The sequence below is a fragment of the Amycolatopsis sp. NPDC051061 genome, from assembly GCF_040682935.1.
Taxonomy (GTDB): Bacteria; Actinomycetota; Actinomycetes; order Mycobacteriales; family Pseudonocardiaceae; genus Amycolatopsis.
Genome location: NZ_JBFBBZ010000061.1, coordinates 28,889 through 50,027, shown reverse-complemented (window position 1 = coordinate 50,027; position 21,139 = coordinate 28,889). Strand labels below are relative to the sequence as shown.

Genomic DNA, 21,139 nt, shown 5'->3' with positions numbered 1-21,139 from the left:
GGCGGCGCGCCCCCGCCCATCGGCGCGCCACCCCGCGCCGGGATGCCGTACGCGGCGGCGCCGTCCCCGCCGCGCGGCGACGGGAACTGGGTGCCCGGGTCGCCGGTGCGCGGAGCGGCCGGCGCGGTGCCGCTGGCGGAGGTGGTGCCGTCGGCGCGGGGAGGGGCGGTGCTGCTCGGGGTATCGGTGCCGGCGTGCGAGCCGGGCGCGTCGGACCGCGCGGCGGGCGACGATCCGGAGTGCGCCGGGCTGCCCCCGTCGGCGTGGCTCGGCGAGCCGGAGTGCGAGGGTGCGGGGCTGCTGTCGCCCGCGCGGGTGGGCGAGGGGCTGCTGTCCCCGGCGTGGGACGGCGTGCTGTCGCTGCCGCGGGTGGGTGATGGGCTGCTGTCGCCCGCGTGGGACGGGGTGCTGTCGCTCCCTCGCACCGCCGACGGGCTGCTGTCGCCCGCGTGCGAAGGCGTGCTGTCGCTGCTTCGCGTGGGCGACGGGCTGGAGTCACCGGCCCGCGAGGGCGAGCTGTCCCCGGCGCGCGTCGGCGACGGGCTCGAGTCACCGGCGTGCGCGGGCGAGCCGTCCGAGCGCACCGAAGACGGGCTGCTGTCCGGCGAGCCGTCGCCACTGTGCGCCGTCGGGGAACCGTCCCCATCGCCCGCGTGCGAAGGCGAACCGGAGCCGTCCCCGCTCGAACTCCGGCGTGATGCGGAGTCGGGCGAGGAGCCGGTGTTCATCGGGTCGGAACTCGGCGAATCCCCGTTCGCGTGGCCCGGATCGCCGGAATCCGTCGACGAAGTCTCGCCGCTGTGCGAACCGTCGCCGTCCGGCGAACCGTCCCCGTCGCCGGAGTGCGAGCTTTCGCCGTCCCCGCCGGAAGAACCCTCGCCGTGGGCGCGCGCGTGGACCCCGCCGCCTTCCCCCTTGGGGATCTTGTGGACGAAGCCGCCTTCCTTGACCTTCAGCCCGTCGAGCCCGCTGACCTTGCCCAGCACCTTGCCGAAGACCTTGGCGATCTTCTCGAAGATGTCGACCAGCTTCGACAGCAGCGGCGACACCTTGCGGATCGTGTCGGTGAGCTTCTTGAGCAGCTCCCCGATCTTCTTGCCCCACTTGGCGATCGCGGCCGTCGCCTGCGCCACCACCACCGGCGTGCCGAAGCCGAGGGAGAAGACCTCCTCCATCACCCAGGCGATCAGCTTGCCGACCAGGTCCGCGATCAGCTGCCGCACGGTCTCGCGCACGAACGAGACGACCTGGCCCATGATCATCGTGACCGTGCTGATCGCGCCGGCCACCGTGGCCGCGCCGGACAAGGCGTCGCTGTGCTCGGCGGCGAACTTGCGGTACGCGTCCGCGCCGTCGCCGGTCCAGCCGGCGGTGCCGTTCTTGACGGCGTTGTCGAAGTCGGTCTTGCGCTCGCCCAGCGCCTTCGAGACGTTGCCCCAGGTGTCGGCGTAGGACTGGATCACCGGCGGGTTGCCCGCGACGGAGTCGAGCATGTCCTTCAGCGGCTGGATGTGCTCCATCAGGAACGACGCCACCGACGACATCAGGTACCCGAACGGGTCGATCGCGGCGCCCGCGATCTCCCCGGCCAGGCTGAGCACGCCCAGCCCGCCGGATACCCAGTCGCCGTCCTTGATCCCGTTGAACGCGTCCATCGACGACTCGGCGAGGCCGATGCCGCCGGCCCAGCCGTAGTCACCGTTGCCCGCGGTGAACGCGCCCGGCCCGTCCGGGTCGGCCTTGGCGTCGACGACGAGCGGGTTCCCCTCGGGCATCACGCACCGCCCGCGGACTGGTTCAGGTCGTCGGCCACGCCGGCCTCGTACTTGTGGTAGGCCGCCGCGGCTTCGCGGACCTTGCCGGAGACGGCGGTCATCGCCTGCACGGCGTCCTTGAGCGCGTCGATCCCGTACTGCTCGACCGGGTCGAGCATCATGCGGAACGGCTGGCAGAGGATGCCGTACGCGTCGGTCGGCATGCTGACCTGGTTCGCCGCGTCGACGGCCTGCTGCAGCCCGTCACCGATGGCGTCGAGCTGCTTCGCGTGCGCCGTGAGGTCGGTGCTGAGTTCCACGTCTGCCACGGTTTTCCCCCTCAGGAAAGAATCGGTCCGCCGAAGTCGTCGTCATCGTCGTTGTCGGTCGGACGCCGGCGCCGAAGCGGCGGCTGCTGCTGCGGCGGCGCGGGCGGCGGCGGGGTGCGCGGCGGTTGCTCTTCGTTGTCCTCCGGCAGGAACCGGCGGACGCGGTCGGGCTCCGGGAACGCGGGTTCGGGATCCGGCGGCGGTTCCGGGAAGGTGCTCTGCGCCTCGCGGACGATCTCCGCCGCGGCCTGGTCGCCGGTGCCGGTGGTCTCGGTCATGGCCTGCTGCAGCAGTTCCGGGATCCGCGCCTGCGCGCGCTGCACCAGCTGCATCACCTGCGCCGACACCTCGGCCATCCGCTTGCTCGTGGCCGTCTCGGCGATGACGAGGTTCTTCAGCAGGCCGCGCGAATCGACGGTCACCTGGACCGTGCCGTCCTTCGACCGCTCGGTGACCGACTGGCCCTGCACGCGATCGGCCAGCGCCTGGTACCGGGCGGCGTTCTCCTCGAGCCGCTTGGTCCAGTTGTCGATCATCGCGTCGCTGGCGTCGATGCTGTCCGGCATCCCGGCCCCTTCTCTCTGCTTCTCCACACTGACGGATCCGGGAAGCAGTCGGTTCCCGGAACACGCCAAAGGCCACCATAGGGGACCCGGAGGTGCCCGATGGTGGCCTTCGCCGTTTCGTGAAACTAGAGGTTGCCGCGGCGCTGTGCTGATGGCGCCTCGGCGTTAAAGATTGCCTCGGCGCTGTGCTGATGGCGCCTCGGCGTTAAAGATTGCCTCGGCGCTGTGCTGATGGCGCCTCGGCGTTAAAGATTGCCTCGGCGCTCCTGCTCGCGCTCGATGGCCTCGAACAGAGCCTTGAAGTTGCCCTTGCCGAAGCCCAGCGAGCCGTGGCGCTCGATCAGCTCGTAGAAGACGGTCGGGCGGTCGCCGATCGGCTTCGTGAAGATCTGCAGCAGGTAGCCGTCCTCGTCGCGGTCGACCAGGATGCTGTGCTCCTTGAGCGTCTCGATCGACACGCGGACGTTGCCGATCCGGGCGCGCAGCTCCGGGTCCTCGTAGTAGGACGCGGGGGTGTCGAGGAACTCGACGCCGGCGGCGCGCATCGCGGTGACCGTCGCGATGATGTCGTTGGTGGCCAGCGCGATGTGCTGGCAGCCGGCGCCGCCGTAGAACTCGAGGTACTCGTCGATCTGCGACTTCTTCTTCGCGACGGCGGGCTCGTTCAGCGGGAACTTGACCCGGTGGTTGCCGTTCGAGACGACCTTGCTCATCAGGGCCGAGTACTCGGTCGCGATGTCGTCGCCGACGAACTCCGCCATGTTCACGAAGCCCATGACGCGGTGGTACCAGTCGACCCAGTAGTCCATCTTGCCGAGCTCGACGTTGCCGACGCAGTGGTCGACGGCCTGGAACAGCCGCTTCGGCGCGCCTTCCGGCCGCTTGATCGTGCTCTCGCGCGGCTCGTAGCCGGGCAGGTAGACGCCGGTGTAGCGCGACCGGTCGACCAGCGAGTGGCGGGTTTCGCCGTAGGTCGCGATCGCGGCGACGCGCACGGTGCCACGGGAGTCGGAGACGTCGTGCGGCTCTTCGAGGACGGTCGCGCCCTGCGCGCGGGCGTGCTCGACGCACTTGTCGACGTCGGTGGTCTCCAGCGCCAGGTCGATGACGCCGTCGCCGTGCTTGCGGTGGTGGTCGAGCAGCGGTGAGTCCGGCCGCACGCCGCCGGTGATGACGAACCGGGCCGAGCCGGACTTGAGGACGTAGGACTTGCGCTCGAAGTCGCCGGTCTCGGGGCCCGAGTACGCGACGAGCCGCATCCCGAACGCGATCTGGTAGTACCAGGCCGTCTGGGTGGCGTTGCCCGCGATGAACACCACCGCGTCCATGGCCTTGACCGGGAACGGGTCGGTCGAGGCGTCGTGGTCGACGAGCCCGACGAGCTGACGCAGCTGGTCATAGCTGACGTCGTCGAGTCCGCTCTGAGGTTCGGCAGTCTGGGTCATACCCCAAAGGATCAGCCCTGTGAGGCAAGATGTGCAATGGACTCAGTTTTCGCTGAACAACATGCTTGGTGACTGCCGGACATCGGCTGTCATCATGGACAACTTGTGCAGGGGAGAGAGCAATGTCGGAGAACCTCGACGCATTGGACGCGCGCCTCCTGTTGCTGCTGACGGACTCCCCGCGGCTGGGGGTGCTGGAGAGCGCGCGCCGGCTGGGGGTCGCGCGCGGGACGGTCCAGGCGCGGCTGGACCGCCTGACCGACCGCGGCATCCTCGGCGGGTTCCCGCCGGAGCTCGACCTGGCGGCGATGGGCTACGAGCTGACGGCGTTCGCGGTGCTGGAGATCGCCCAGGGCCGCCGCGCGGAGGTGACGGAGGCCCTCGAGGCGATCGACGAGGTGTGCGAAGTCCACGCGACGACGGGTCAGGGCGATTTGTTCGTGCGGATGGTGGCGCGGGGCAACGACGACCTGCAGCGGGTGATCGACGAGGTGGTGGAGGTCCCGGACGTGCTGCGGACGTCGACGTCGATCGCTTTGTCGACCCCGGTGCCGCCGCGGGTCCGCCCCCTGCTGGAACGCACGGCCCGAGGCGGGGGGCGCCCAACGTCATGAACGACTCTTTCCTGCCGCTGGGGGCCATGAACGACCCTTTCATGACGTCGGCCACCCGGGCGCGAACCCGATCATGACCAGGCAGGTCCGCGGCGCACGGGCCGGCGGTCAGCCTTCGTCGACCACGTGGGCCAGGTAGCGCTGCGCCGATCGCTGCACCACCTCGGAGCCATCGCTCCGCACGACCGCGTCCCACCAGGCGCCGTAGATCGCCTCGAAGCGGTAGCCCGCCAGCAGCTCCGCCGCGCGCCGGACGACGTGGGGGCGTTCCGGGATGAGGTTCGGGTAGCTGTACATGAAACCCACGTGCTTGCGGTCGGGGATCACCTGGACGATGTCGCCGGACAGCAGCGCACCGCGGCCGTCCTCGCCGTCCGGCCAGTGCAGGACCGTGCCGCCGGTGAAGTGCACGCCGAGGTTGATCAGGCGGAGGTCGTCGGCGACGTCCAGCGTCGTGCCGGACCACAGCTTCACCGCCGGGTCGGGCCGGCCGATCCACTGCTGGTCGCCTTCGTGCAGGTAGATGGGCACGTCGAACGCGTGCGCCCACTCCACCATCGTCGTGTAGTAGTGCGGGTGGCTGATCGCGATGCCGGTGATGCCGCCCAGGTCGCGGACCTGCTGGACCAGCGCGTCGTCGAGGTACGCGGCGCAGTCCCAGAGGAAGTTGCCGGAGCGCGCCCGCACCAGCAGCGCGCGTTCGCCGATCGCGAAGCCGGGGTTCGAGCCGACGCCGATGATGCCGCGGCCCTGCTCTTCGACGCGCGGGGCGTACGTGCCGCTCGCGCGCAGGGAGGAAAGGTTCGTCCACTGCTGCCCGGCCGCCGGGACGTATTGGCGTTCGTCCTCGCAGACCGGGCAGTCGTCACGGGCCTCGGCGTACTGCATGCCGCAGGCCAGGCAGATGGGTTCGGTGCTCACGACGATGTCCTCCCAGAACGTGGATCCTGGGAGGACACGCTAGCCGCGTTATTTGGTGTCGGTGTACGGAACCGCCTTGACGAGGGTGACCTTCTGGAGCTTGCCGTTGGGCAGCTCGTACTCGCGCGACTCGCCCTCCTTGGCGCCGAGCAGGGCCTTGCCCAGCGGCGACTCCGGGGAGTACACGTCGAGGCCGCCCTCGGCGCCCTCTTCGCGGGTGGCGAGCAGGAACTTCTCGTCCTCGTCGTCGCCCTCGTAGCGCACGGTGAGGACTTTCCCGGGGCCGGCGGTGCCGTCGTTCGCGGGCTTTTCGCCGACCTTGGCCGAGCGCAGCAGCTCCTGCAGGTGCCGGATGCGCGCCTCGGCCTGGCCCTGTTCTTCACGGGCGGCGTGGTAGCCGCCGTTCTCCTTGAGGTCGCCCTCTTCGCGGCTGTCGTTGATGCGCGCGGCGATGACCGGACGATTCTCGATCATTTCGTCGAGCTCGTGCTTGAGCCGGTCGTAGGCATCCTGGGTCAGCCAGGTCACCTTGGTGTCGCTCACGGTCACCATCTCCTCGTCGGGCCTGCCAGGCTTGCGTGTTCAAGCCGGCCCACACGGGCCTAGGTGCCCGCGTGGCTGAGATAAAGGAAAAACACGGCCCGTCGCGGGCCGTGCTGAAGGGTCAGACTATCACGGCGCGACTGGTCGACGCCCGTTAATTCCGCGCGCCGTGGGCGTTGGGCGCGCGGTTCACCCCGTTGGCCGCTATGGGCTTGACAGGTACCGTGGTATGTCGTACGAGCAGCCGTACACGTCGGCAGTCACCGGTTCCCCGATGCTCTTGATCGTCGTGGTCATCCTGCTGTACTTCGCGCCGGCGGGGATCAGGAGCTCTTTGCGGCCGCTCTCGGCGCCGGTCTCGTCGCGGACGCGCACGATGCACACGCCCGCCCGGTCGTTGTCGTCCCGCGTCACGTTGATGGTGATTTCCATCGCGTTGCCCGGTTCGCCGCTGAAGGCGACGCGCTCGGCGTCGATCGGCGCGGACCCGAGGTTGACGTACGCGACCCACGCGATCACGCCGCTGACCAGCAGGGCGATGGCCAGGAACAGCCATCGGCGCCAGCGCTTGGGCGCCTTCGCCCGCGTGGTGCCGTACCGGCCTTCGGGCAGCACGGGGGCTGCCGTTTCCGCCGGTCCGCCTGCCACGCGGGGCCTCCTGCTCGTTCTTGTCGTACCCGTGGGGACAATGGTGGGGCGGGTACGGCTTCGAGTATCCGCCCGCTGGGTGGGCGGCCCGCACGTGGGTCGCGGAATACGGGTAGAGAAGGAGTCGTTCGCAGCATGGTGGACCAGCTGACGAAGACCGCCAGGCCGCGCCTGCGGATGATGGCCGTGCACGCGCATCCGGACGACGAGTCGAGCAAGGGCGCTGCCACGATGGCGCGCTACGCCGCCGAAGGGCACGAGGTGCTGGTCGTCACGTGCACCGGGGGCGAGGCGGGCAGCATCCTCAACCCGGCCATGGACCGGCCCGAGGTGCTGGCGAACATGCACGAGATCCGCCGTGAGGAGATGGCCCGCGCGGCCAAGATCCTCGGGGTGAGCCAGCGCTGGCTGGGCTTCGTCGACTCCGGCCTGCCGGAGGGCGACCCGCTGCCGCCGGTGCCCGAGGGCTCGTTCGCGGTCGTGCCGCTCGAGGAGTCGACCGAGGCCCTGGTGCGCGTGATCCGGGAGTTCCGCCCGCACGTCATCACGACGTACGACGAGAACGGCGGCTACCCGCACCCCGACCACATCCGCACGCACGAGGTGTCGATGGCGGCGTGGGACGCGGCGGCCGACCCGAGCCGCTTCCCCGAGGCGGGCGAGCCGTGGCAGCCGCTGAAGCTGTATTACATGCACGGCTTCTCGAAGGCCCGGATGGTGGCCTTCGACGCCGCGCTGAAGGAGGCCGGGCTCGAGTCGCCGTACACCGAGTGGCTGGCCAAGTGGGACCCCGACCGGGCCGATGTGATGGAGCGGGTGACGACCCGCGTCGAGTGCGGTGAATACTTCGAGGTGCGGGACGAGGCGCTGAAGGCGCACGCGACGCAGATCGACCCGAACAGCCGCTGGTTCTTCGTCCCGTTGGAGATCCAGCGCCAGACTTGGCCGACCGAGGAGTACGAGCTGGTCAAGTCGCAGGTCGACAGCACGTTGCCGGAGGACGACCTGTTCGCCGGCATCGGCATCGAGGAGAAGGTGAACACATGAGTCTGACGCTGCCGGCCGGCGTGGCGCTTCCGGTGACCGCGTCGGCCCTCGTCCTGACGCAGCAGCCGGGTGACGGCGACAACGGCGGGCAGGGGGAGGACTTCGGCAAGTCGTCCCCGGTCGGCTTCCTGGTGCTGATCCTGTTCCTCGTCGCGGTGGCGTTCCTGGTCCGCTCGATGACGAAGCACCTGAAGCGCGTCCCGGCCAGCTTCGACGAGCCGGCCGCCGAGGAACCCGCTGAGCCCGAGAAGGCGGAGAAGAAGGACGAACCCGAGGCGGCCGAGAAGCCGGCGAAGGACTCCTCGTCCACCAAGGCCGACTAGGGCACGCCTATTTCGAGTTGACCCGCGGCCGCCGGTTGTCGAGGCTGAGCACTCGTGGACGCCAAGGCGAAGTACCCGTGCCCGTGCTGCGGGCACCTGATCTTCGATGAGCCGCCGGGCTCCTTCGACATCTGCCGGGTGTGCTTCTGGGAGGACGACCAGCTCCAGCTGCGCTGGCCCGATTACGGCGGCGGTGCGAACGGTCCCTCGCTGATCGAAGCGCAGCGCGCTTACGCCGAACTCGGCGCGATGGAGTACCGGTTCACCGGTCTCGTGCGCATGGCCACCGCGTCCGAACCCGTGGACGACGGGTGGCGTCCCATCGATCTCGCCGTCGACGACTTCGAGCCTCGGGGAGTCGCGGAAGCGCGCCGGCTCGATGACTACACGACGCTGTACTGGTGGCGGCCGGCCTTCTGGCGTCGCGGCTGAGACCCGGTCGAAGCCCGCCGGTGCTGATCGCTCACCGGCGGGCTGCCCTACAGTCGCGGGTCCACCGGGTCCGACTCCAGGGCGAGCACCGCGAACACGCACTCGTGCACCCGCCACAGCGGCTCACCCCGCGCGACGCGCTCCAGGGCCTCCAGCCCCAGCGCGTACTCGCGCAGCGCCAGCACGCGCTTGCGGTTCACCCCGCGCTTGCGCAACCGCTCGAGGTTGGCCGGCAGCGTGTAGTCCGGGCCGTAGATGATCCGCAGGTACTCGCGCCCGCGCACCTTCACGCCCGGCTGGACCAGGCCGCGCGCGCCCCGGGTCAGGTTCGCCGACGGCTTGACGACCATGCCCTCGCCGCCCGACGCCGTCAGCTCCTCCCACCACGCGACCCCCTGGGCCACCGACCCGGCGTCCAGCAGGTCCACCGTGAGCGTCCGGGTGCGCTGGAAGCGCGGGCCGGCGAGACCGGCCAGCACCGAGAGGTGCCACGAGTGCGGCCGGTCGTGGTAGGCCGCCCCTTCCGACGCCAGCAGCTGGAACGGCGCCAGCCGCACCCCCGTCAGCCCGGACGTCGGCCGGCAGTACCGCCGGTACGCGTCCCGATAAGACTCCACTGTGGACTCACGCAGAGCCGTCCGCCGCAGCAGGTCCGAGACGTCGATGCCGCGCGCGGACGCCGCCGTCATGGCCGAGACCGCCGCCGGCAGCACCGCCTGGGCCGCCGCGCCGACCGACGCGTACTGGTCCGCGATCAGCGAACCGGCCTTGGCGCTCCACGGCAGCAGCTCCGCGTCGAGCAGCAGCCAGTCCGACTTCAGCTCCTCGAACACCCCGGCGGCCGCCGAACGCACGTCGTCCAGCAGCGAAGCGTTCTGCGCCGCCGAGAAGAACGGCCGTCCGGTCCGCGTGTACACCGCGCCGCCACCGTCGATGCCGAACCGCCGGGACCCCGAGCCGTCCCGGCACACGAGCACGACCGCCCGCGAGCCCATGTGCTTCTCCTCGCACAGCACCGACTCCACGCCCGCCGCGCGGTACTCGGCGAACGCCTCGTCGGGGTGCTCCAGGTAGTCGTCCCGGGACGACGTCGAGCACGGCGCCATCGTCGGCGGCAGGTAGGCCAGCCACCGCGGGTCGACCGCGAACCGGCTCATCACCTCCAGCGCCGCCGCCGACTGCTCCGCCGAGACGCCGACGCGGCCGTGGTGCGCGGTCTGCACGATCCGCTTCCCGATGACGTCGGCCAGCTCCAGCACGGCCGGCTCGCGCCCGCCCAGCGGCCGTGAAGCGTCGAGCGGTCGCGAAGGCTCGTACCAGACCTGGTGCGCCTTCACCGAGACGACCTCGCGCTCCGGGTAGCGCAGCGCGGTCAGCTTCCCGCCGAAGACGGCCCCGGTGTCGAGGCACATCGTGTTGTTGACCCACTCCGGCTCCAGCGTCGGCGTGTGCCCGTAGAGGACCATCGCGGATCCGCGGTAGTCGCGCGCCCACGGCAGCCGCACCGGCAGGCCGTACTCGTCGGTCTCGCCGGTCGTGTCGCCGTAGAGCGCCATGCTCCGCACCCGCCCGGACGCGCGCCCGTGGTAGCGCTCGGGCAGCCCGGCGTGCGCGACGACCAGGTCGCCGCCGTCGAGGACGTAGTGCGCGATCAGCCCGTCGCAGAACTCGTGCGCGCGACGGCGGAACTCCTCCGTCTCGGCGCCGAGCTGCTCCAGCGACTCCGCGAGCCCGTGAGCGGCGTTGACCTTCCGCCCGTGCAGGGCGCGCACCAGCTTCTGCTCGTGGTTCCCGCAGACGACCAGCGCGTCGCCGGACGAAGCCATCGCCATGACGCGCCGCAGCACGCCCGGCGTGTCCGGGCCGCGGTCGACGAGGTCGCCGACGAACACCGCGGTGCGCCCGTCCGGGTGGACGCCGTCGACGTATCCCAGTCCGGTCAGCAGCTCTTCGAGCTCGGCCGCGCAACCGTGGACGTCGCCGATCACGTCGAACGGCCCGGTCAGGTCGCGCTTGTCGTTGCGCAGCGGCTCGACGGCGATCTCCGCCTCGGCCACTTCGGTCTCGGAGCGCAGCACGTGCACGCGCCGGAACCCCTCGCGCTCCAGCGACTTCAGTGACCGCTGCAGCTCACCGCGCTGCCGGCGGACGACGTGGTCGCCGAAGTCGCGCTCGGGGCGCGAAGCGTTGCGCGCCACGCAGACGCCGAGCGGCAGGTCGAGCACGATCGCCGTCGGCAGCACGTCGTGCTCCTTCGCGAGCTTCACCAGGCTCGCCCGCGACGCGCGCTGGACGTTCGTCGCGTCGACGACGGTCATCCGCCCGGCCGCGAGCCGCTTGCCCGCGACGTAGTGCAGCGCGTCGAACGCTTCGGCCGACGCCGACTGGTCGTTTTCGTCGTCGGCGACGAGCCCGCGGAAGAAGTCGCTGGAGAGCACCTGTGTCGGCGCGAAGTGCGTGCGCGCGAACGTCGACTTGCCGGAGCCGGAAGCGCCGACGAGCACGACGAGCGACATGTCGGGAACGGTCAGCTTCACGCGGCCACCTCCTTGCTGCTCGTGAAGACCGCCAGCTGGGTCGGCGGTCCTGAAGTCTGGTCCTCCGGTCCCACCGGCAGGTAACGAACGTCGTAGCGATTTCGGGCCGCCACGCCGTCCGCCCAGGCGCGGAACTCGGCCCGGGTCCATTCGAACCGGTGGTCGGCGTGCCGGAAATGCCCCATCGGCAGGAACTCGAACAGCCGGTTGTACTCCGCGTTGGGCGTCGTGACGAGCACCGTGCGCGGCGCCGCGACCCCGAACACCGCGTGTTCCAGGGCCGGGAGCCGCTCCTCGTCGACGTGTTCGACGACCTCCATGAGCACGGCGGCGTCGTACCCGGCCAGCGCCGGGTCGGCGTAGGTGAGCGCGGACTGCCGCAGCGTGACGCGCGAGTCGTCCTTCAGCCGCTTCTCCGCGATGTCGAGCGCGCTCGCGGAGACGTCGACGCCGACGATCTCGGTGAACGACCGGTCCTTCTCCAGGACGCGCAGCAGCGCGCCGCTCCCGCAGCCGAGGTCGAGCACGCGCCGCGCGCCCGCGGCCCGCAACGCGGCGAGCACGCTGCCGTGACGCTGCGAGGCGAGGCTCTCCGGCCGGTCCGGCAGCTCGGTGACCACCGCCTCGGTCTCCGCCGGGACGTCGCCGGACTCGGCCAGCCGCGAAAGCGCGTAGCGCACGACCGGGCGGCGCCGGTCGAGGTAGCGGTTCGTGATGAGCGTCCGCTCGGCGTGCCCGGCGAGCCAGCCCTCGCCGGCGCGCAGCAGCTTGTCGGCCTCGTCCTGGCCGACCCAGTAGTGTTTGCCGCCGTCGAGCGCGGGCAGCAGGACGTAGAGGTGGCGCAGCGCGTCGGCGACCCGATGGGTGCCGGTGAGTGTCAAGTCGACATAGCGGCTCTCGCCCCACTGCGGGAAGTGCGGGTCGAGCGGGATCGGCACGGTCGCGACGCGCCAGCCGAGCGGCTCGAACAGCTTGTGCACCACCTCGGCGCCGCCGCGCGCGGACAGCGACGGCACGCCGACCGCCAGCTCGAAGGGCTCGTCGACGAGTTCGGGACGCGCGGCGCAGCGGCCCGCGAGCGCCGTCGTGAACGCCGCCCGCAGCGCGACCGCGAGGTACGAGCCACCGGCGTAGGGCCGGTCGTTGACGTACTGCGTCAGCGAAGTCCCGCCCCCGCGGACGAGCTCGATCGGGTCGATCTCGACGAACAACGCGACGGTGCACCGCTCCGGCGACGCCTCCGGGTAGAAGACGTGCGCGGTTCCGGCCGACAGCGCGACCGACTGCGCTTTCTCCGGGTGCTTGTGCAGGAGAAAACCCAATTCGGTGGCGGGGTTCCGGGTCGTCGTGATCGTCAGCAGCACCGGATCAGTGTGGCCGAGGGCCGGTGACCGCGCGCCCGGTTTTCCGGGGTGCGACCCTGAAGTCATGAACCGTCTCGCCAGTGCGACCAGCCCGTACCTGCTCCAGCACGCCGGCAACCCGGTCGACTGGTGGCCGTGGGGGCCGGACGCGCTCGCCGAGGCGCGGCGGCGGAACGTGCCCGTCCTGCTCTCGGTGGGTTACGCCGCGTGCCACTGGTGTCACGTCATGGCGCACGAGTCCTTCGAAGACGCCGAGACGGCGGCGGTAATGAACGCGCACTTCGTCCCCATCAAGGTCGACCGCGAAGAGCGGCCGGACATCGACGCCGTCTACATGGCCGCCACGCAGGCGATGACCGGGCAGGGCGGCTGGCCGATGACGTGCTTCCTGACCCCGGACGGCGAACCCTTCCACTGCGGCACCTACTACCCGCCGTCGCCGCGGCCGGGCATGCCGTCGTTCCGGCAGCTGCTCGCCGCCGTCGCCGAGGCGTGGCAGGAGCGGCCGGACGAGCTGCTGAACGGGGCCAAGCAGATCGTCGCGCACATCGCCGAGCAGACGGGCCCGCTGCAGGAGTCGGTCGTGGACGAGGCCGTGCTCGCGGCCGCCGTCGAGAAGCTGGCGAAGGAGGCGGACCCGGTCAACGGCGGGTTCGGCCGCGCGCCGAAGTTCCCGCCGTCGATGGTGCTGGAGTTCCTGCTGCGCCACCACGAGCGGACCGGATCTCCCGATGCACTGTCCCTTGTGGACAAGACAGCCGAGGCGATGGCCCGCGGCGGTCTGTACGACCAGCTCGCCGGCGGGTTCGCGCGGTACTCCGTCGACGCCGAGTGGATCGTGCCGCACTTCGAGAAGATGTTGTACGACAACGCGTTGCTCCTGCGCTTCTACGCTCACCTGTGGCGGCGCACCGGCTCGGCGACGGCGTCGCGCGTCGCTTCCGGGACCGCGGAATTCCTGGCCGCGGACCTGCTCACCCCCGAGGGTGGCTTCGCGTCTTCGCTGGACGCGGACACCGAGGGCGTCGAAGGCCTGACGTACGTCTGGACGCCGTCGCAACTGCGTGACGTGCTCGGCGACGACTCCGCCGCTTCGTTGTTCGGCGTCACCGACGAGGGGACGTTCGAGGCGGGCGCGTCGACGTTGCGCCTGTTCGGGGACCTGCCGGAACCGATGCGCGTCCAGCTCCTGGAGGCCCGCGCGAAGCGGCCGCAGCCCGGCCGGGACGACAAGGTGATCGCGTCCTGGAACGGCCTGGCGATCACGGCGCTGGCCGAGGCCGGCGTGGCGCTCGATCGTCCACAGTGGATCGACTGGGCCGTGGGTGCGGCCGAGTTGCTGCTTCGGGTGCACGTCGTCGACGGCCGGCTGCGGCGAAGCTCGCGCGATGGCGTCGTCGGGGAGTCGGCGGGGGTGCTGGAGGACTACGCCTGCGTCGCGGACGGGTTCCTGGCTCTGCACCAGGCGACCGGTGACGCGAAGTGGCTGACCGAAGCGACCCGGCTGCTCGACCTGGCGCTGACGCACTTCGCGTCCCCGGACGTCCCGGGCGCCTACTTCGACACCGCCGACGACGCCGAGACGCTGGTCCAGCGTCCGGCCGACCCCGGCGACAACGCGAGCCCGGCCGGGGCGTCGGCGCTGGCCGGAGCGCTGCTGACGGCGTCCGCGCTGGCCGGGCACGCCGATTCGGCCCGGTATCGCGAGGCCGCCGAGCAGGCGCTGCGGCGGGTCGGCGTGCTGGCCGGGCGGGTGCCGCGGTTCGCCGGGCACTGGCTGTCGGTCGCGGAGGCGCTGCAGGCGGGCCCGGTGCAGGTCGCGGTGGTCGGCCCGGATCCGGCGTTGCGCCTGGCGGCGGCGCGGGGCGTGCACGGCGGCGGCATCGTGCTGGCCGGCGAGCCGGACGCGCCGGGCGTCCCGCTGTTGGCGGACCGTCCGCTGGTGGATGGGTCGCCGGCGGCTTACGTCTGCCGGGGGTACGTCTGCGACCGGCCGGTGACGACGCCCGAGGCGTTGTCGGCTCAGCTCTGATCGCCCTGGGTGAACGCTCTGCTCTCTCCCGTGTATTCGGCGTAGCGTCAGTAGTGTTGTAATCATGTAATCGCGGAGGTGGAGTCATGGGGCGAGGCTGGAAGGGCAGCGGGGGCTGGAAGGGCGGCGGAGGCTGGCAGCAGGCCGAAGTGCCCTCGGCGGGCGACGCGGCGGCCTGGCTCGGCGGGCGCCTGCCCGACGGCTGGTTCACCGGAGCGCCGGAGGTCACGGTCGACCGCGAAGAGATCATCGTGGTGGGCGAACTGCCGGCGTTGACCGAGGAGTACGCGGACGACGCGGCCCGCGCGGCGGCCGAAGAGGGCCGGATCAGCCGCTACCGCGAAGAGACGCGCGACGAGCGCATCGAAATCGCGCGCCAAGCTGAGCACCGCTACCAGCGCAAGGTGGCCTGGGGCGCGCGGCTGGGCGGGACGACGGCGCTGTTCACGACGCATTCGGCGCCGGTGATGACCCGGCTGCGCCAGCCGGAGCGGCTGGTGCTGGACACCCTGGTGGACGCGGGAGTGGCCCGGTCCCGCTCGGACGCGCTGGCGTGGGCGGTCCGGCTGGTGGGCGAGCACGCGGACAGCTGGCTCGGCGAGCTGCGGCAAGCGATGACCAAGGTCGACGACCTGCGCTCGAAGGGCCCGGACCTGGCCTGACCTCCGGGTCGTGGGGTGCCGCCCCCTCGGCGGCACCCCACGACCCGTCAGTCGGCGACCAGGACCGGCTTCCGGAAACCGGCCCCAATCTCGCGTTGCCGCCGCACGATCCACGTGCCGGGCGCGATGCCGGTGCCCCCGTGTTCGGGGTGGATCAGGTACGCCGGCGCGGTGTTCTCGAAGGTCGCGATGGTCAGCCGTTCGGGGTCGTCCAGCCACGTGGTCATGCGGCACGTGCCGTGGTCCGCGACGAGCGTGTGCGGATTGTTGCCCGCCTCGCCGCGGACGAGTTCGCGGCCTTCGTCGGGCAGGTCCCACCACCAGCCGCGGTGGACCGTGGCGTTCAGCAGGGTCACCGGCAGAACGAGCAGGTCGCCCTGGGCCTGGAGGCCGTCGATCACCGGGACGGTGACCTGGCGGTCCAGGTGGCCGAGGACGTCGAGTCCGGTCCGGTCGAGCAGTTCGCTCAGGAACACAGGAATCACCTCAGGGGTTCAGGTCCGGCGCAGCAGGCCCGCGTACTGGGCTCCGGAGAGCCCGTACGACCAGCCGGCCGCGTCGAGGGGATGGTCGAATTCGGCGGGCACGCGCAGCCCGTAGCGGCGGCGGGTGCCGTCGCGCTCCACGGAGCCGTTGACGGCCAGCAGCAGCCGGCTCGGCGCGTGCCACTTCTGCGGTGGCAGGGTGTAGAGCTGCAGTTCGCAGCCGGGATTGCCGGGATCGGGCGCCCGGTCCAGCAGCTCCAGCCCGCCCTGGTCGATGTACGCGGACCAGCCGAGGTGCTCGACCGCGCACCGCCGCACCTCGACGTTGAACTCCCGGTTGATCCGGTCCGCGGTGGGGTCTTCGATCACCCAGGACGGCACCCGCGTGCCGTGCCAGACGTGCACGGCCCAGCCGTCGGGGTAGACCACCGCGGGCCCGGTCGCGCAGTGCAGCCGGCGCCCGTCGCCGTCGGGTTCGGTGCGCAGGGCGAGCGGCCGTTCGGACACGACGCAGACGCCGTCGCGCGGCCACCACCAGCCGCACGACCGGACCAGCGTCGCCCACAGCTCCGCTTCCGGATCACCCGTGTCCGGCACCACCCAGTAGACGTCCTGCTGGCCGTACCAGTGCAAGCCGAAGGGGTGCGGGATCGCCGCCTTGATCAGGCCGGCGACGGACTCCTTGGCGGTCTGCCGGAGCTCGCTCGGGAGCCCGCGCCGCCGTTCGCGCAACGCGGCCGCCCGATTCGCCAACCGTGCTTCCGGCGGCAGCGGGCCACCGGTGGAAAGCGCTTGCTGCGGCGGCAGGTACGAGACCGCGGCGTTCGGCGAAGGCACCCAGACGAACTCGGGCGGCGGCTCGCCCAGCAGGGCGTACAGCCGGGTGATGGCGTCCTCGGCCGCCGCGCGATCAGCGGGATCCGTGCGGAAGGCGTGCTTCAGCCATTCGGAAAAGTCGGGGAATCGGCGGTTCGCCCGCCGCGAGGCGCTCAACGCGCGAGGGCGCGCACGCCCTTTCGAATCGACATGACCCGATCATGACAGCACATTCGCCGATCGCGCAAGCCTGGACCTGGCGCGGCCTTCGCGCCTAGAGTTCGTCGTGCCCACGGTCCGTGCCGTGGTTCCGCCGTCGCACCGCACTCACCCGTGAAGGACGGCATTCATGGACGGCAGGATCACCCGGCGGCACCTGATCAAGGGCGGGCTCGCGGTGGCGGCGGTGCCGCTGCTCCCGGCCCTCGCCTCGGCGGCACCCCGCGTCGACGTGCCCACGCTCCCGTGGCCGGCGGCGAACGACATCGTCGCGAACACCACGATCCCGATGTTCCCCGACCGCGGCTTCCCGATCACGGGCTACGGCGCGAAGAACGACGGCAAGACCGACAACACCGCGGCGATCAAGAAGGCGATCGACGCCTGCAACGCGGCGGGCGGCGGGCACGTGATCGTGCCGGCCGGCGGCAGTTTCCTCACCGGCGCCGTCTACCTGAAGAGCAACGTCGACCTGCACCTGGAAAAGGGCGCGGTGCTGAAGTTCAGCGGTGACGCCTCGAAGTTCCCGAACGTGCTGACGCGCTACGAAGGCATCGAATGCGTCAACCACTCACCGATGATCTACGCCTACCGGGAAAAGAACATCGGCCTCACCGGCACCGGCACCCTTGACGCGGCCGCCACGTCGTCGTGGAACAAGGGCAGCGACCGCGCGTACCTGGAAACGCTGGTGGCCAAGGGAACTCCGCCGGAGAAGCGCGTCGTACCCGGCTCCGGCCACACCATGCGGTCGGCGTTCGTCGAGCCGTACGCCTGCGAGAACGTGCTGATCCAGGGCGTCACCCTGAAGAACTCCATGTTCTGGCAGCTGCACCCGACGCTGTGCCGCAACGTCACGGTCGACGGCGTCAGCACCGATCCCAGCACCGCGCACTCCAACACCGACGGCTGCGACCCGGAATCGTGCGACCACGTCGTCATCGCGAACTGCACCCTGGGCGCGCACGACGACAACATCGCGATCAAGTCCGGCCGCGACGCCGACGGGCGCCGCGTGAACGTCCCGTGCCAGAACCTCGTCGTCGTGAACTGCGTGATGAACGGCAACTGGGGCGCGATCACCTGCGGCAGCGAGCAAACGGGCGGGATCCGCAACGTCTACGCGTACCGGCTCACCGTGCAGGGTGACACGAAGTTCGCGCTGTACGTGAAGTCGAACACGCTGCGTGGCGGGTTCTCGGAGAACATCAACCTCGACAGTGTCTCCGGCACCTTCGCGCGGAACTTCGTGTTCGTGACGTCCACGTACAACAGCCAGACCGGCGGCTACGTCCCGTCGTTCGGGCCGTTCACGATCAGCAACTGCGCGAGCACGAAGATCGCGGGCAAGACCTTCGACGTCAGCGGGCTTTCGAACGCCCACGTGCACGGGTTCGCCGTGGCGAACTCCACGTTTGAGGGCGTGTCCGACCCGTCGAACACGCTGAAGTACGTGGACAGCGCCCGGTTCACGAACGTGACGGTCAACGGCAAGCCGATCTGACGTGGCAGGATCGGCGCGGCTGCGGCAGGCTTACTACCAACGAGTAGGAAGCCTGCCGTCAGTCCTTTCCGGAGGTAGCCGTGGACGTCCCCGAAGTGCCCTCGAAGGTGGATCCGGACGCGCTGACCACCGTCCTCGACGGCCGCTGGGCCGAGCTGCGCCGCGGCGTCCGCGCGCAGATGAGTGACGAGGAGTTCCGCGATCCGGTCAACCTCGGCATCGAGGCGCACCGCGCCCAGGTGCTCGACCAGCTGCGCGCGCTCGCCGAGAGCGACCGCCCCGGCCTCGGCTTCGACCCGGCGTACGGCGGCGGTGGCGATGTCGGCGGGTCGGTGACGTCGTTCGAGCTGCTCGGCTACGGCGACCTGTCGCTGATGGTGAAGGCCGGTGTCCAATGGGGACTGTTCGGCGGCGCCGTCCAGCTGCTCGGCACCGAGCGGCACCACGCCGCGCACCTGCGCTCGATCATGAACCTCGACCTGCTCGGCTGCTTCGCGATGACCGAGCACGGGCACGGCTCCGACGTCCAGCACCTGCGCACGACGGCGACCTTCGCGGACGGCGGGTTCGTCGTCCACACGCCGGACGCCATGGCCACCAAGGAATACATCGGCAACGCGGCCCGGGACGGCCGGCTGGCGGTGGTGTTCGCGCAGCTGGTCACCGGCGGCGAATCCCGTGGTGTGCACGCGTTCCTGGTGCCGATCCGGGACGACTCCGGCGAGCCGATGCCGGGAGTGTCCATCGAGGACTGTGGCCCGAAGGCGGGCCTGAACGGCGTCGACAACGGACGGCTGAGCTTCGACAACGTCCGGATCCCGCGCGAGGCCCTGCTGAACCGCTTCGGCGACGTGGCCGGGGACGGGACGTACTCGAGCCCGATCGAGAGCGACAGCCGGCGGTTCTTCACGATGCTGGGCACGCTGATCCGCGGCCGGGTGAGCGTCGGCGGGAGCGCGGGCGCCGCGACGAAACGCGGCCTGGCCCTGGCGATCCGCTACGGCGAGCAGCGCCGCCAGTTCAGGACGCCGGAGGGCGAGGAGGTCGTCATCCTCGACTACCTCGGGCACCAGCGGAAGCTGCTGCCGGCGCTGGCGAAGACGTACGCGCTGGCCTTCGCCCAGGAAGAGCTGGTGGCGAAGCTGCACGACATCGACTCGTCGGCGCCCGAGGAGGAGCAGCGCGAGCTGGAGTCGCGCGCGGCCGGGCTCAAGGCGCTCAACACGTGGCACGCGACGGCGACGATCCAGGCGGCGCGCGAGGCGTGCGGCGGCTCGGGGTACCTGGCGGAGAACATCCTGCCGGGCCTGAAGGCCGACACCGACGTCTTCACGACGTTCGAAGGCGACAACACCGTGCTGCTGCAGCTGGTCGCGAAGGGCCTGCTGACCAGCTACAAGCAGGACTTCGAAGACCTCTCGCCACTGGCCACGGCCCGGTTCGTCACCGACCAGGTGGTGAGCGCGATCCTGGAGCGGACGTCCGTGCGCAAGGCCCTCGAGTCGCTCACCGAGGGGTCCGACTCGGACGTCTTCTTCCGCCGCGAGTGGCAGCTGCGGCTCTTCGAAGACCGCGAGGAGCACGTCGTGGAGGGGGTGGCGAAGCGCCTGCGCAAGGCGGCTTCGGACCCGTTCGGGGTGTTCAACGCGGCCCAGGACCACGTGCTGCGCGCGGGCCGCGTCCACATGGAGCGGCTGGTGCTGGAGGCGTTCGCGGCGGCCGTCGCCCGGTGTGAAGACCCGGACGCCCGCTCGCTGCTCGACCGCGTTTGCGATCTGTACGCGCTGTCGGCGATCGAGGAGGACCTGGCCTGGTTCCTGGGCCACGGCCGCCTGACGGCGTCGCGCGGAAAGGCCGTGACGGCGGCGGTGAACAGCCTGTGTGCGCAGCTGCGCCCCCACGCGCGGGTGCTGGTGGACGCGTTCGCGATCCCGGAGCAGTTCCTCGCGGCGCCGATGCTGCGGGCATGACGGCGGGGGTGGCCGGTGTCGGGGAACCGGCCACCCCCGCCTTGCCTCACCCGGTCAGGACCGGTGGTGCTTGCCGTCGTCGTCGGTGACCTCGAACTGCTCCTTGCGGACCTTGCCGGAGACGGTCTGCTCGTCGCTGACCGTCTCGGCCCGCAGGCGCGCCCGCTCGACCGGCACGGTTTCCTTGCGCACCACGGGCTTCTCCGCGTGGAGGACGACGTCCTGCTCGGCCTCGCCGATCTCGGCCTTGCCCCGGCCGTCCTTGATCGGCTCCCGCTCGACGCGCACCTCTTCGTGCCGCACCGGGACGGTGACCTGCTGCTCCTCGGTGACGACGTACTTGCGCAGCCGCACGCGGCCGGTCTCGACCTGCTCGGTACCGACGTTCAGCCGCTCCTCCGAGCGCGTCATGCTGTCCTTTTCGGACTTCCCGCGACCGGCGTCCATTTCGGACCGCCCGCGGCCCTGCGTCCGGTCACCCGTCCGCCCGTCCCCGTCCATCCGGCCGTCCGCCGAGGTCCGCGGCATGGGCAGGCCGTAGTGCTGGTAGAGCTGGGTGCTTTCCTCCGGTGAGAGGTGCCCGTCGGCGTCGATGCGCGGCGCGTCGGAGACGGCGTCCTTGTCGACCCGGACGTGCACGCCGTCCTTGTCGGTGTGCGCGCCCGAGAGCGGGACGAAGCTCTCCTTGGTCCCGAACAGACCGGTCTTGACGGTGATCCACTCCGGCTGGTGGGTCGCGTCGGCGAGGTAGACGTTGCCGACCTTCCCGAGCTTGTTGCCGGCCGGGTCGACCACGGCACTGTCGATGAGCTCCTGGGGCTGCATGATCTTGGCCATCGCTGTGCTGCTCCTTTCGCGCGTCGGTTCTGTAGGAGCCACCGTGGGTCCCACCGAAGATCACGGCAACCGTCGTGGTGCTCCCGTGGGT

General features: G+C 70.9%; 19 protein-coding genes and 1 pseudogene. 8 read left to right on the top strand and 12 right to left on the bottom strand.

Annotation, left to right across the window (positions count from 1 at the left end; all coding sequences use genetic code 11):
- The 4 genes and pseudogenes from AB0N03_RS45530 to hppD all read right to left on the bottom strand — a co-directional run.
- Nucleotides 1-1,775: pseudogene (locus AB0N03_RS45530) on the bottom strand (hypothetical protein); the annotation flags it as partial.
- A complete protein-coding gene (locus AB0N03_RS45525; RefSeq protein ID WP_364386528.1) occupies nucleotides 1,775-2,083 on the bottom strand; it encodes a type VII secretion target in 309 nt (102 codons plus the stop codon). The pseudogene AB0N03_RS45530 and the gene AB0N03_RS45525, both read right to left, overlap by 1 nt.
- An 11-nt stretch (nucleotides 2,084-2,094) precedes the next feature.
- Nucleotides 2,095-2,649, bottom strand: coding sequence for a YbaB/EbfC family nucleoid-associated protein (locus AB0N03_RS45520; RefSeq protein ID WP_364386526.1), 555 nt, complete (start codon nucleotides 2,647-2,649; stop codon nucleotides 2,095-2,097).
- Between the two features lie 245 nt (nucleotides 2,650-2,894).
- On the bottom strand, nucleotides 2,895-4,094 hold the full coding sequence (gene hppD / locus AB0N03_RS45515) for a 4-hydroxyphenylpyruvate dioxygenase (RefSeq protein WP_364386524.1): 1,200 nt from the start codon (nucleotides 4,092-4,094) through the stop codon (nucleotides 2,895-2,897).
- A gap of 122 nt (nucleotides 4,095-4,216) precedes the next feature.
- Here hppD and AB0N03_RS45510 point away from each other — a divergent pair, with 122 nt between their 5' ends.
- The gene (locus tag AB0N03_RS45510; RefSeq protein ID WP_364386522.1) at nucleotides 4,217-4,708 is read left to right on the top strand and encodes an Lrp/AsnC family transcriptional regulator; all 492 of its coding nucleotides are present in this window, start codon (nucleotides 4,217-4,219) and stop codon (nucleotides 4,706-4,708) included.
- A gap of 108 nt (nucleotides 4,709-4,816) precedes the next feature.
- Here the strand turns inward: AB0N03_RS45510 and AB0N03_RS45505 are convergent, their stop codons facing one another.
- From AB0N03_RS45505 to AB0N03_RS45495, 3 genes are all read right to left on the bottom strand, one after another.
- The gene (locus AB0N03_RS45505) at nucleotides 4,817-5,629 is read right to left on the bottom strand and encodes an MBL fold metallo-hydrolase (RefSeq protein ID WP_364386520.1); all 813 of its coding nucleotides are present in this window, start codon (nucleotides 5,627-5,629) and stop codon (nucleotides 4,817-4,819) included.
- 48 nt (nucleotides 5,630-5,677) lie between these two features.
- The gene (greA, locus tag AB0N03_RS45500) at nucleotides 5,678-6,181 is read right to left on the bottom strand and encodes a transcription elongation factor GreA (RefSeq protein ID WP_364386518.1); all 504 of its coding nucleotides are present in this window, start codon (nucleotides 6,179-6,181) and stop codon (nucleotides 5,678-5,680) included.
- 195 nt (nucleotides 6,182-6,376) lie between these two features.
- Nucleotides 6,377-6,820 carry a DUF4307 domain-containing protein gene (locus tag AB0N03_RS45495; RefSeq protein WP_364386516.1) on the bottom strand — a complete coding sequence of 148 codons (444 nt, stop codon included), beginning with the start codon at nucleotides 6,818-6,820 and terminating at the stop codon, nucleotides 6,377-6,379.
- A gap of 135 nt (nucleotides 6,821-6,955) precedes the next feature.
- Between AB0N03_RS45495 and mca the strand changes: the two genes are divergently transcribed.
- The 3 genes from mca to AB0N03_RS45480 are packed head-to-tail and all read left to right on the top strand — an operon-like array spanning nucleotide 6,956 to nucleotide 8,622.
- Nucleotides 6,956-7,867 (top strand): mycothiol conjugate amidase Mca, encoded by a 912-nt coding sequence (gene mca, locus AB0N03_RS45490; RefSeq protein WP_364386514.1) that lies wholly within the window; start codon nucleotides 6,956-6,958, stop codon nucleotides 7,865-7,867.
- Nucleotides 7,864-8,190: a hypothetical protein gene (locus AB0N03_RS45485; RefSeq protein WP_364386512.1), complete on the top strand. Its 327-nt coding sequence runs from the start codon at nucleotides 7,864-7,866 to the stop codon at nucleotides 8,188-8,190. The genes mca and AB0N03_RS45485 overlap by 4 nt, the downstream gene beginning before the upstream one ends.
- A gap of 54 nt (nucleotides 8,191-8,244) precedes the next feature.
- The gene (locus AB0N03_RS45480; RefSeq protein ID WP_364386510.1) at nucleotides 8,245-8,622 is read left to right on the top strand and encodes a CPCC family cysteine-rich protein; all 378 of its coding nucleotides are present in this window, start codon (nucleotides 8,245-8,247) and stop codon (nucleotides 8,620-8,622) included.
- A gap of 47 nt (nucleotides 8,623-8,669) precedes the next feature.
- Here AB0N03_RS45480 and AB0N03_RS45475 read toward each other — a convergent pair whose 3' ends face one another.
- The gene (locus AB0N03_RS45475; protein WP_364386508.1) at nucleotides 8,670-11,159 is read right to left on the bottom strand and encodes a polynucleotide kinase-phosphatase; all 2,490 of its coding nucleotides are present in this window, start codon (nucleotides 11,157-11,159) and stop codon (nucleotides 8,670-8,672) included.
- On the bottom strand, nucleotides 11,156-12,523 hold the full coding sequence (locus AB0N03_RS45470; protein WP_364386506.1) for a 3' terminal RNA ribose 2'-O-methyltransferase Hen1: 1,368 nt from the start codon (nucleotides 12,521-12,523) through the stop codon (nucleotides 11,156-11,158). Before AB0N03_RS45470 ends, AB0N03_RS45475 begins: the two co-directional genes overlap by 4 nt.
- Nucleotides 12,524-12,587: 64 nt before the next feature.
- On the opposite strand from AB0N03_RS45470, the gene AB0N03_RS45465 reads away from it, so the two are divergent.
- Together AB0N03_RS45465 and AB0N03_RS45460 are read left to right on the top strand one after the other, a co-directional pair.
- On the top strand, nucleotides 12,588-14,555 hold the full coding sequence (locus AB0N03_RS45465; RefSeq protein WP_364386504.1) for a thioredoxin domain-containing protein: 1,968 nt from the start codon (nucleotides 12,588-12,590) through the stop codon (nucleotides 14,553-14,555).
- Between the two features lie 86 nt (nucleotides 14,556-14,641).
- Entirely contained in the window at nucleotides 14,642-15,217 is a 576-nt protein-coding gene (locus tag AB0N03_RS45460; RefSeq protein ID WP_364386502.1) for a hypothetical protein, read from the top strand.
- A 47-nt stretch (nucleotides 15,218-15,264) separates the two neighbouring features.
- On the opposite strand, the gene AB0N03_RS45455 is transcribed toward AB0N03_RS45460, so the two are convergent.
- On the bottom strand, nucleotides 15,265-15,693 hold the full coding sequence (locus tag AB0N03_RS45455) for a hypothetical protein (RefSeq protein WP_364386500.1): 429 nt from the start codon (nucleotides 15,691-15,693) through the stop codon (nucleotides 15,265-15,267).
- Nucleotides 15,694-15,711: 18 nt separating this feature from the next.
- The gene (locus tag AB0N03_RS45450; protein ID WP_364386498.1) at nucleotides 15,712-16,695 is read right to left on the bottom strand and encodes a DUF6745 domain-containing protein; all 984 of its coding nucleotides are present in this window, start codon (nucleotides 16,693-16,695) and stop codon (nucleotides 15,712-15,714) included.
- 172 nt (nucleotides 16,696-16,867) lie between these two features.
- Between AB0N03_RS45450 and AB0N03_RS45445 the strand changes: the two genes are divergently transcribed.
- Both AB0N03_RS45445 and AB0N03_RS45440 read left to right on the top strand, forming a co-directional pair.
- Nucleotides 16,868-18,241, top strand: coding sequence for a glycosyl hydrolase family 28 protein (locus AB0N03_RS45445; RefSeq protein WP_364386496.1), 1,374 nt, complete (start codon nucleotides 16,868-16,870; stop codon nucleotides 18,239-18,241).
- 80 nt (nucleotides 18,242-18,321) lie between these two features.
- Nucleotides 18,322-20,211 carry an acyl-CoA dehydrogenase gene (locus AB0N03_RS45440; protein ID WP_364386494.1) on the top strand — a complete coding sequence of 630 codons (1,890 nt, stop codon included), beginning with the start codon at nucleotides 18,322-18,324 and terminating at the stop codon, nucleotides 20,209-20,211.
- Between the two features lie 54 nt (nucleotides 20,212-20,265).
- Here the strand turns inward: AB0N03_RS45440 and AB0N03_RS45435 are convergent, their stop codons facing one another.
- On the bottom strand, nucleotides 20,266-21,048 hold the full coding sequence (locus tag AB0N03_RS45435; RefSeq protein WP_364386492.1) for a PRC and DUF2382 domain-containing protein: 783 nt from the start codon (nucleotides 21,046-21,048) through the stop codon (nucleotides 20,266-20,268).
- Nucleotides 21,049-21,139 lie beyond the last annotated feature (91 nt).

Bases quoted from the DNA above. Each gene is read 5' to 3' on its own strand.
- hppD (WP_364386524.1), bottom strand. From the start codon at position 4,094: ATGACCCAGACTGCCGAACCTCAGAGCGGACTCGACGACGTCAGCTAT.
- AB0N03_RS45435 (WP_364386492.1), bottom strand. From the start codon at position 21,048: ATGGCCAAGATCATGCAGCCCCAGGAGCTCATCGACAGTGCCGTGGTC.
- AB0N03_RS45520 (WP_364386526.1), bottom strand. From the start codon at position 2,649: ATGCCGGACAGCATCGACGCCAGCGACGCGATGATCGACAACTGGACC.
- AB0N03_RS45465 (WP_364386504.1), top strand. From the start codon at position 12,588: ATGAACCGTCTCGCCAGTGCGACCAGCCCGTACCTGCTCCAGCACGCC.
- AB0N03_RS45510 (WP_364386522.1), top strand. From the start codon at position 4,217: ATGTCGGAGAACCTCGACGCATTGGACGCGCGCCTCCTGTTGCTGCTG.
- greA (WP_364386518.1), bottom strand. From the start codon at position 6,181: ATGGTGACCGTGAGCGACACCAAGGTGACCTGGCTGACCCAGGATGCC.
- AB0N03_RS45445 (WP_364386496.1), top strand. From the start codon at position 16,868: ATGGACGGCAGGATCACCCGGCGGCACCTGATCAAGGGCGGGCTCGCG.
- mca (WP_364386514.1), top strand. From the start codon at position 6,956: ATGGTGGACCAGCTGACGAAGACCGCCAGGCCGCGCCTGCGGATGATG.
- AB0N03_RS45460 (WP_364386502.1), top strand. From the start codon at position 14,642: ATGGGGCGAGGCTGGAAGGGCAGCGGGGGCTGGAAGGGCGGCGGAGGC.
- AB0N03_RS45485 (WP_364386512.1), top strand. From the start codon at position 7,864: ATGAGTCTGACGCTGCCGGCCGGCGTGGCGCTTCCGGTGACCGCGTCG.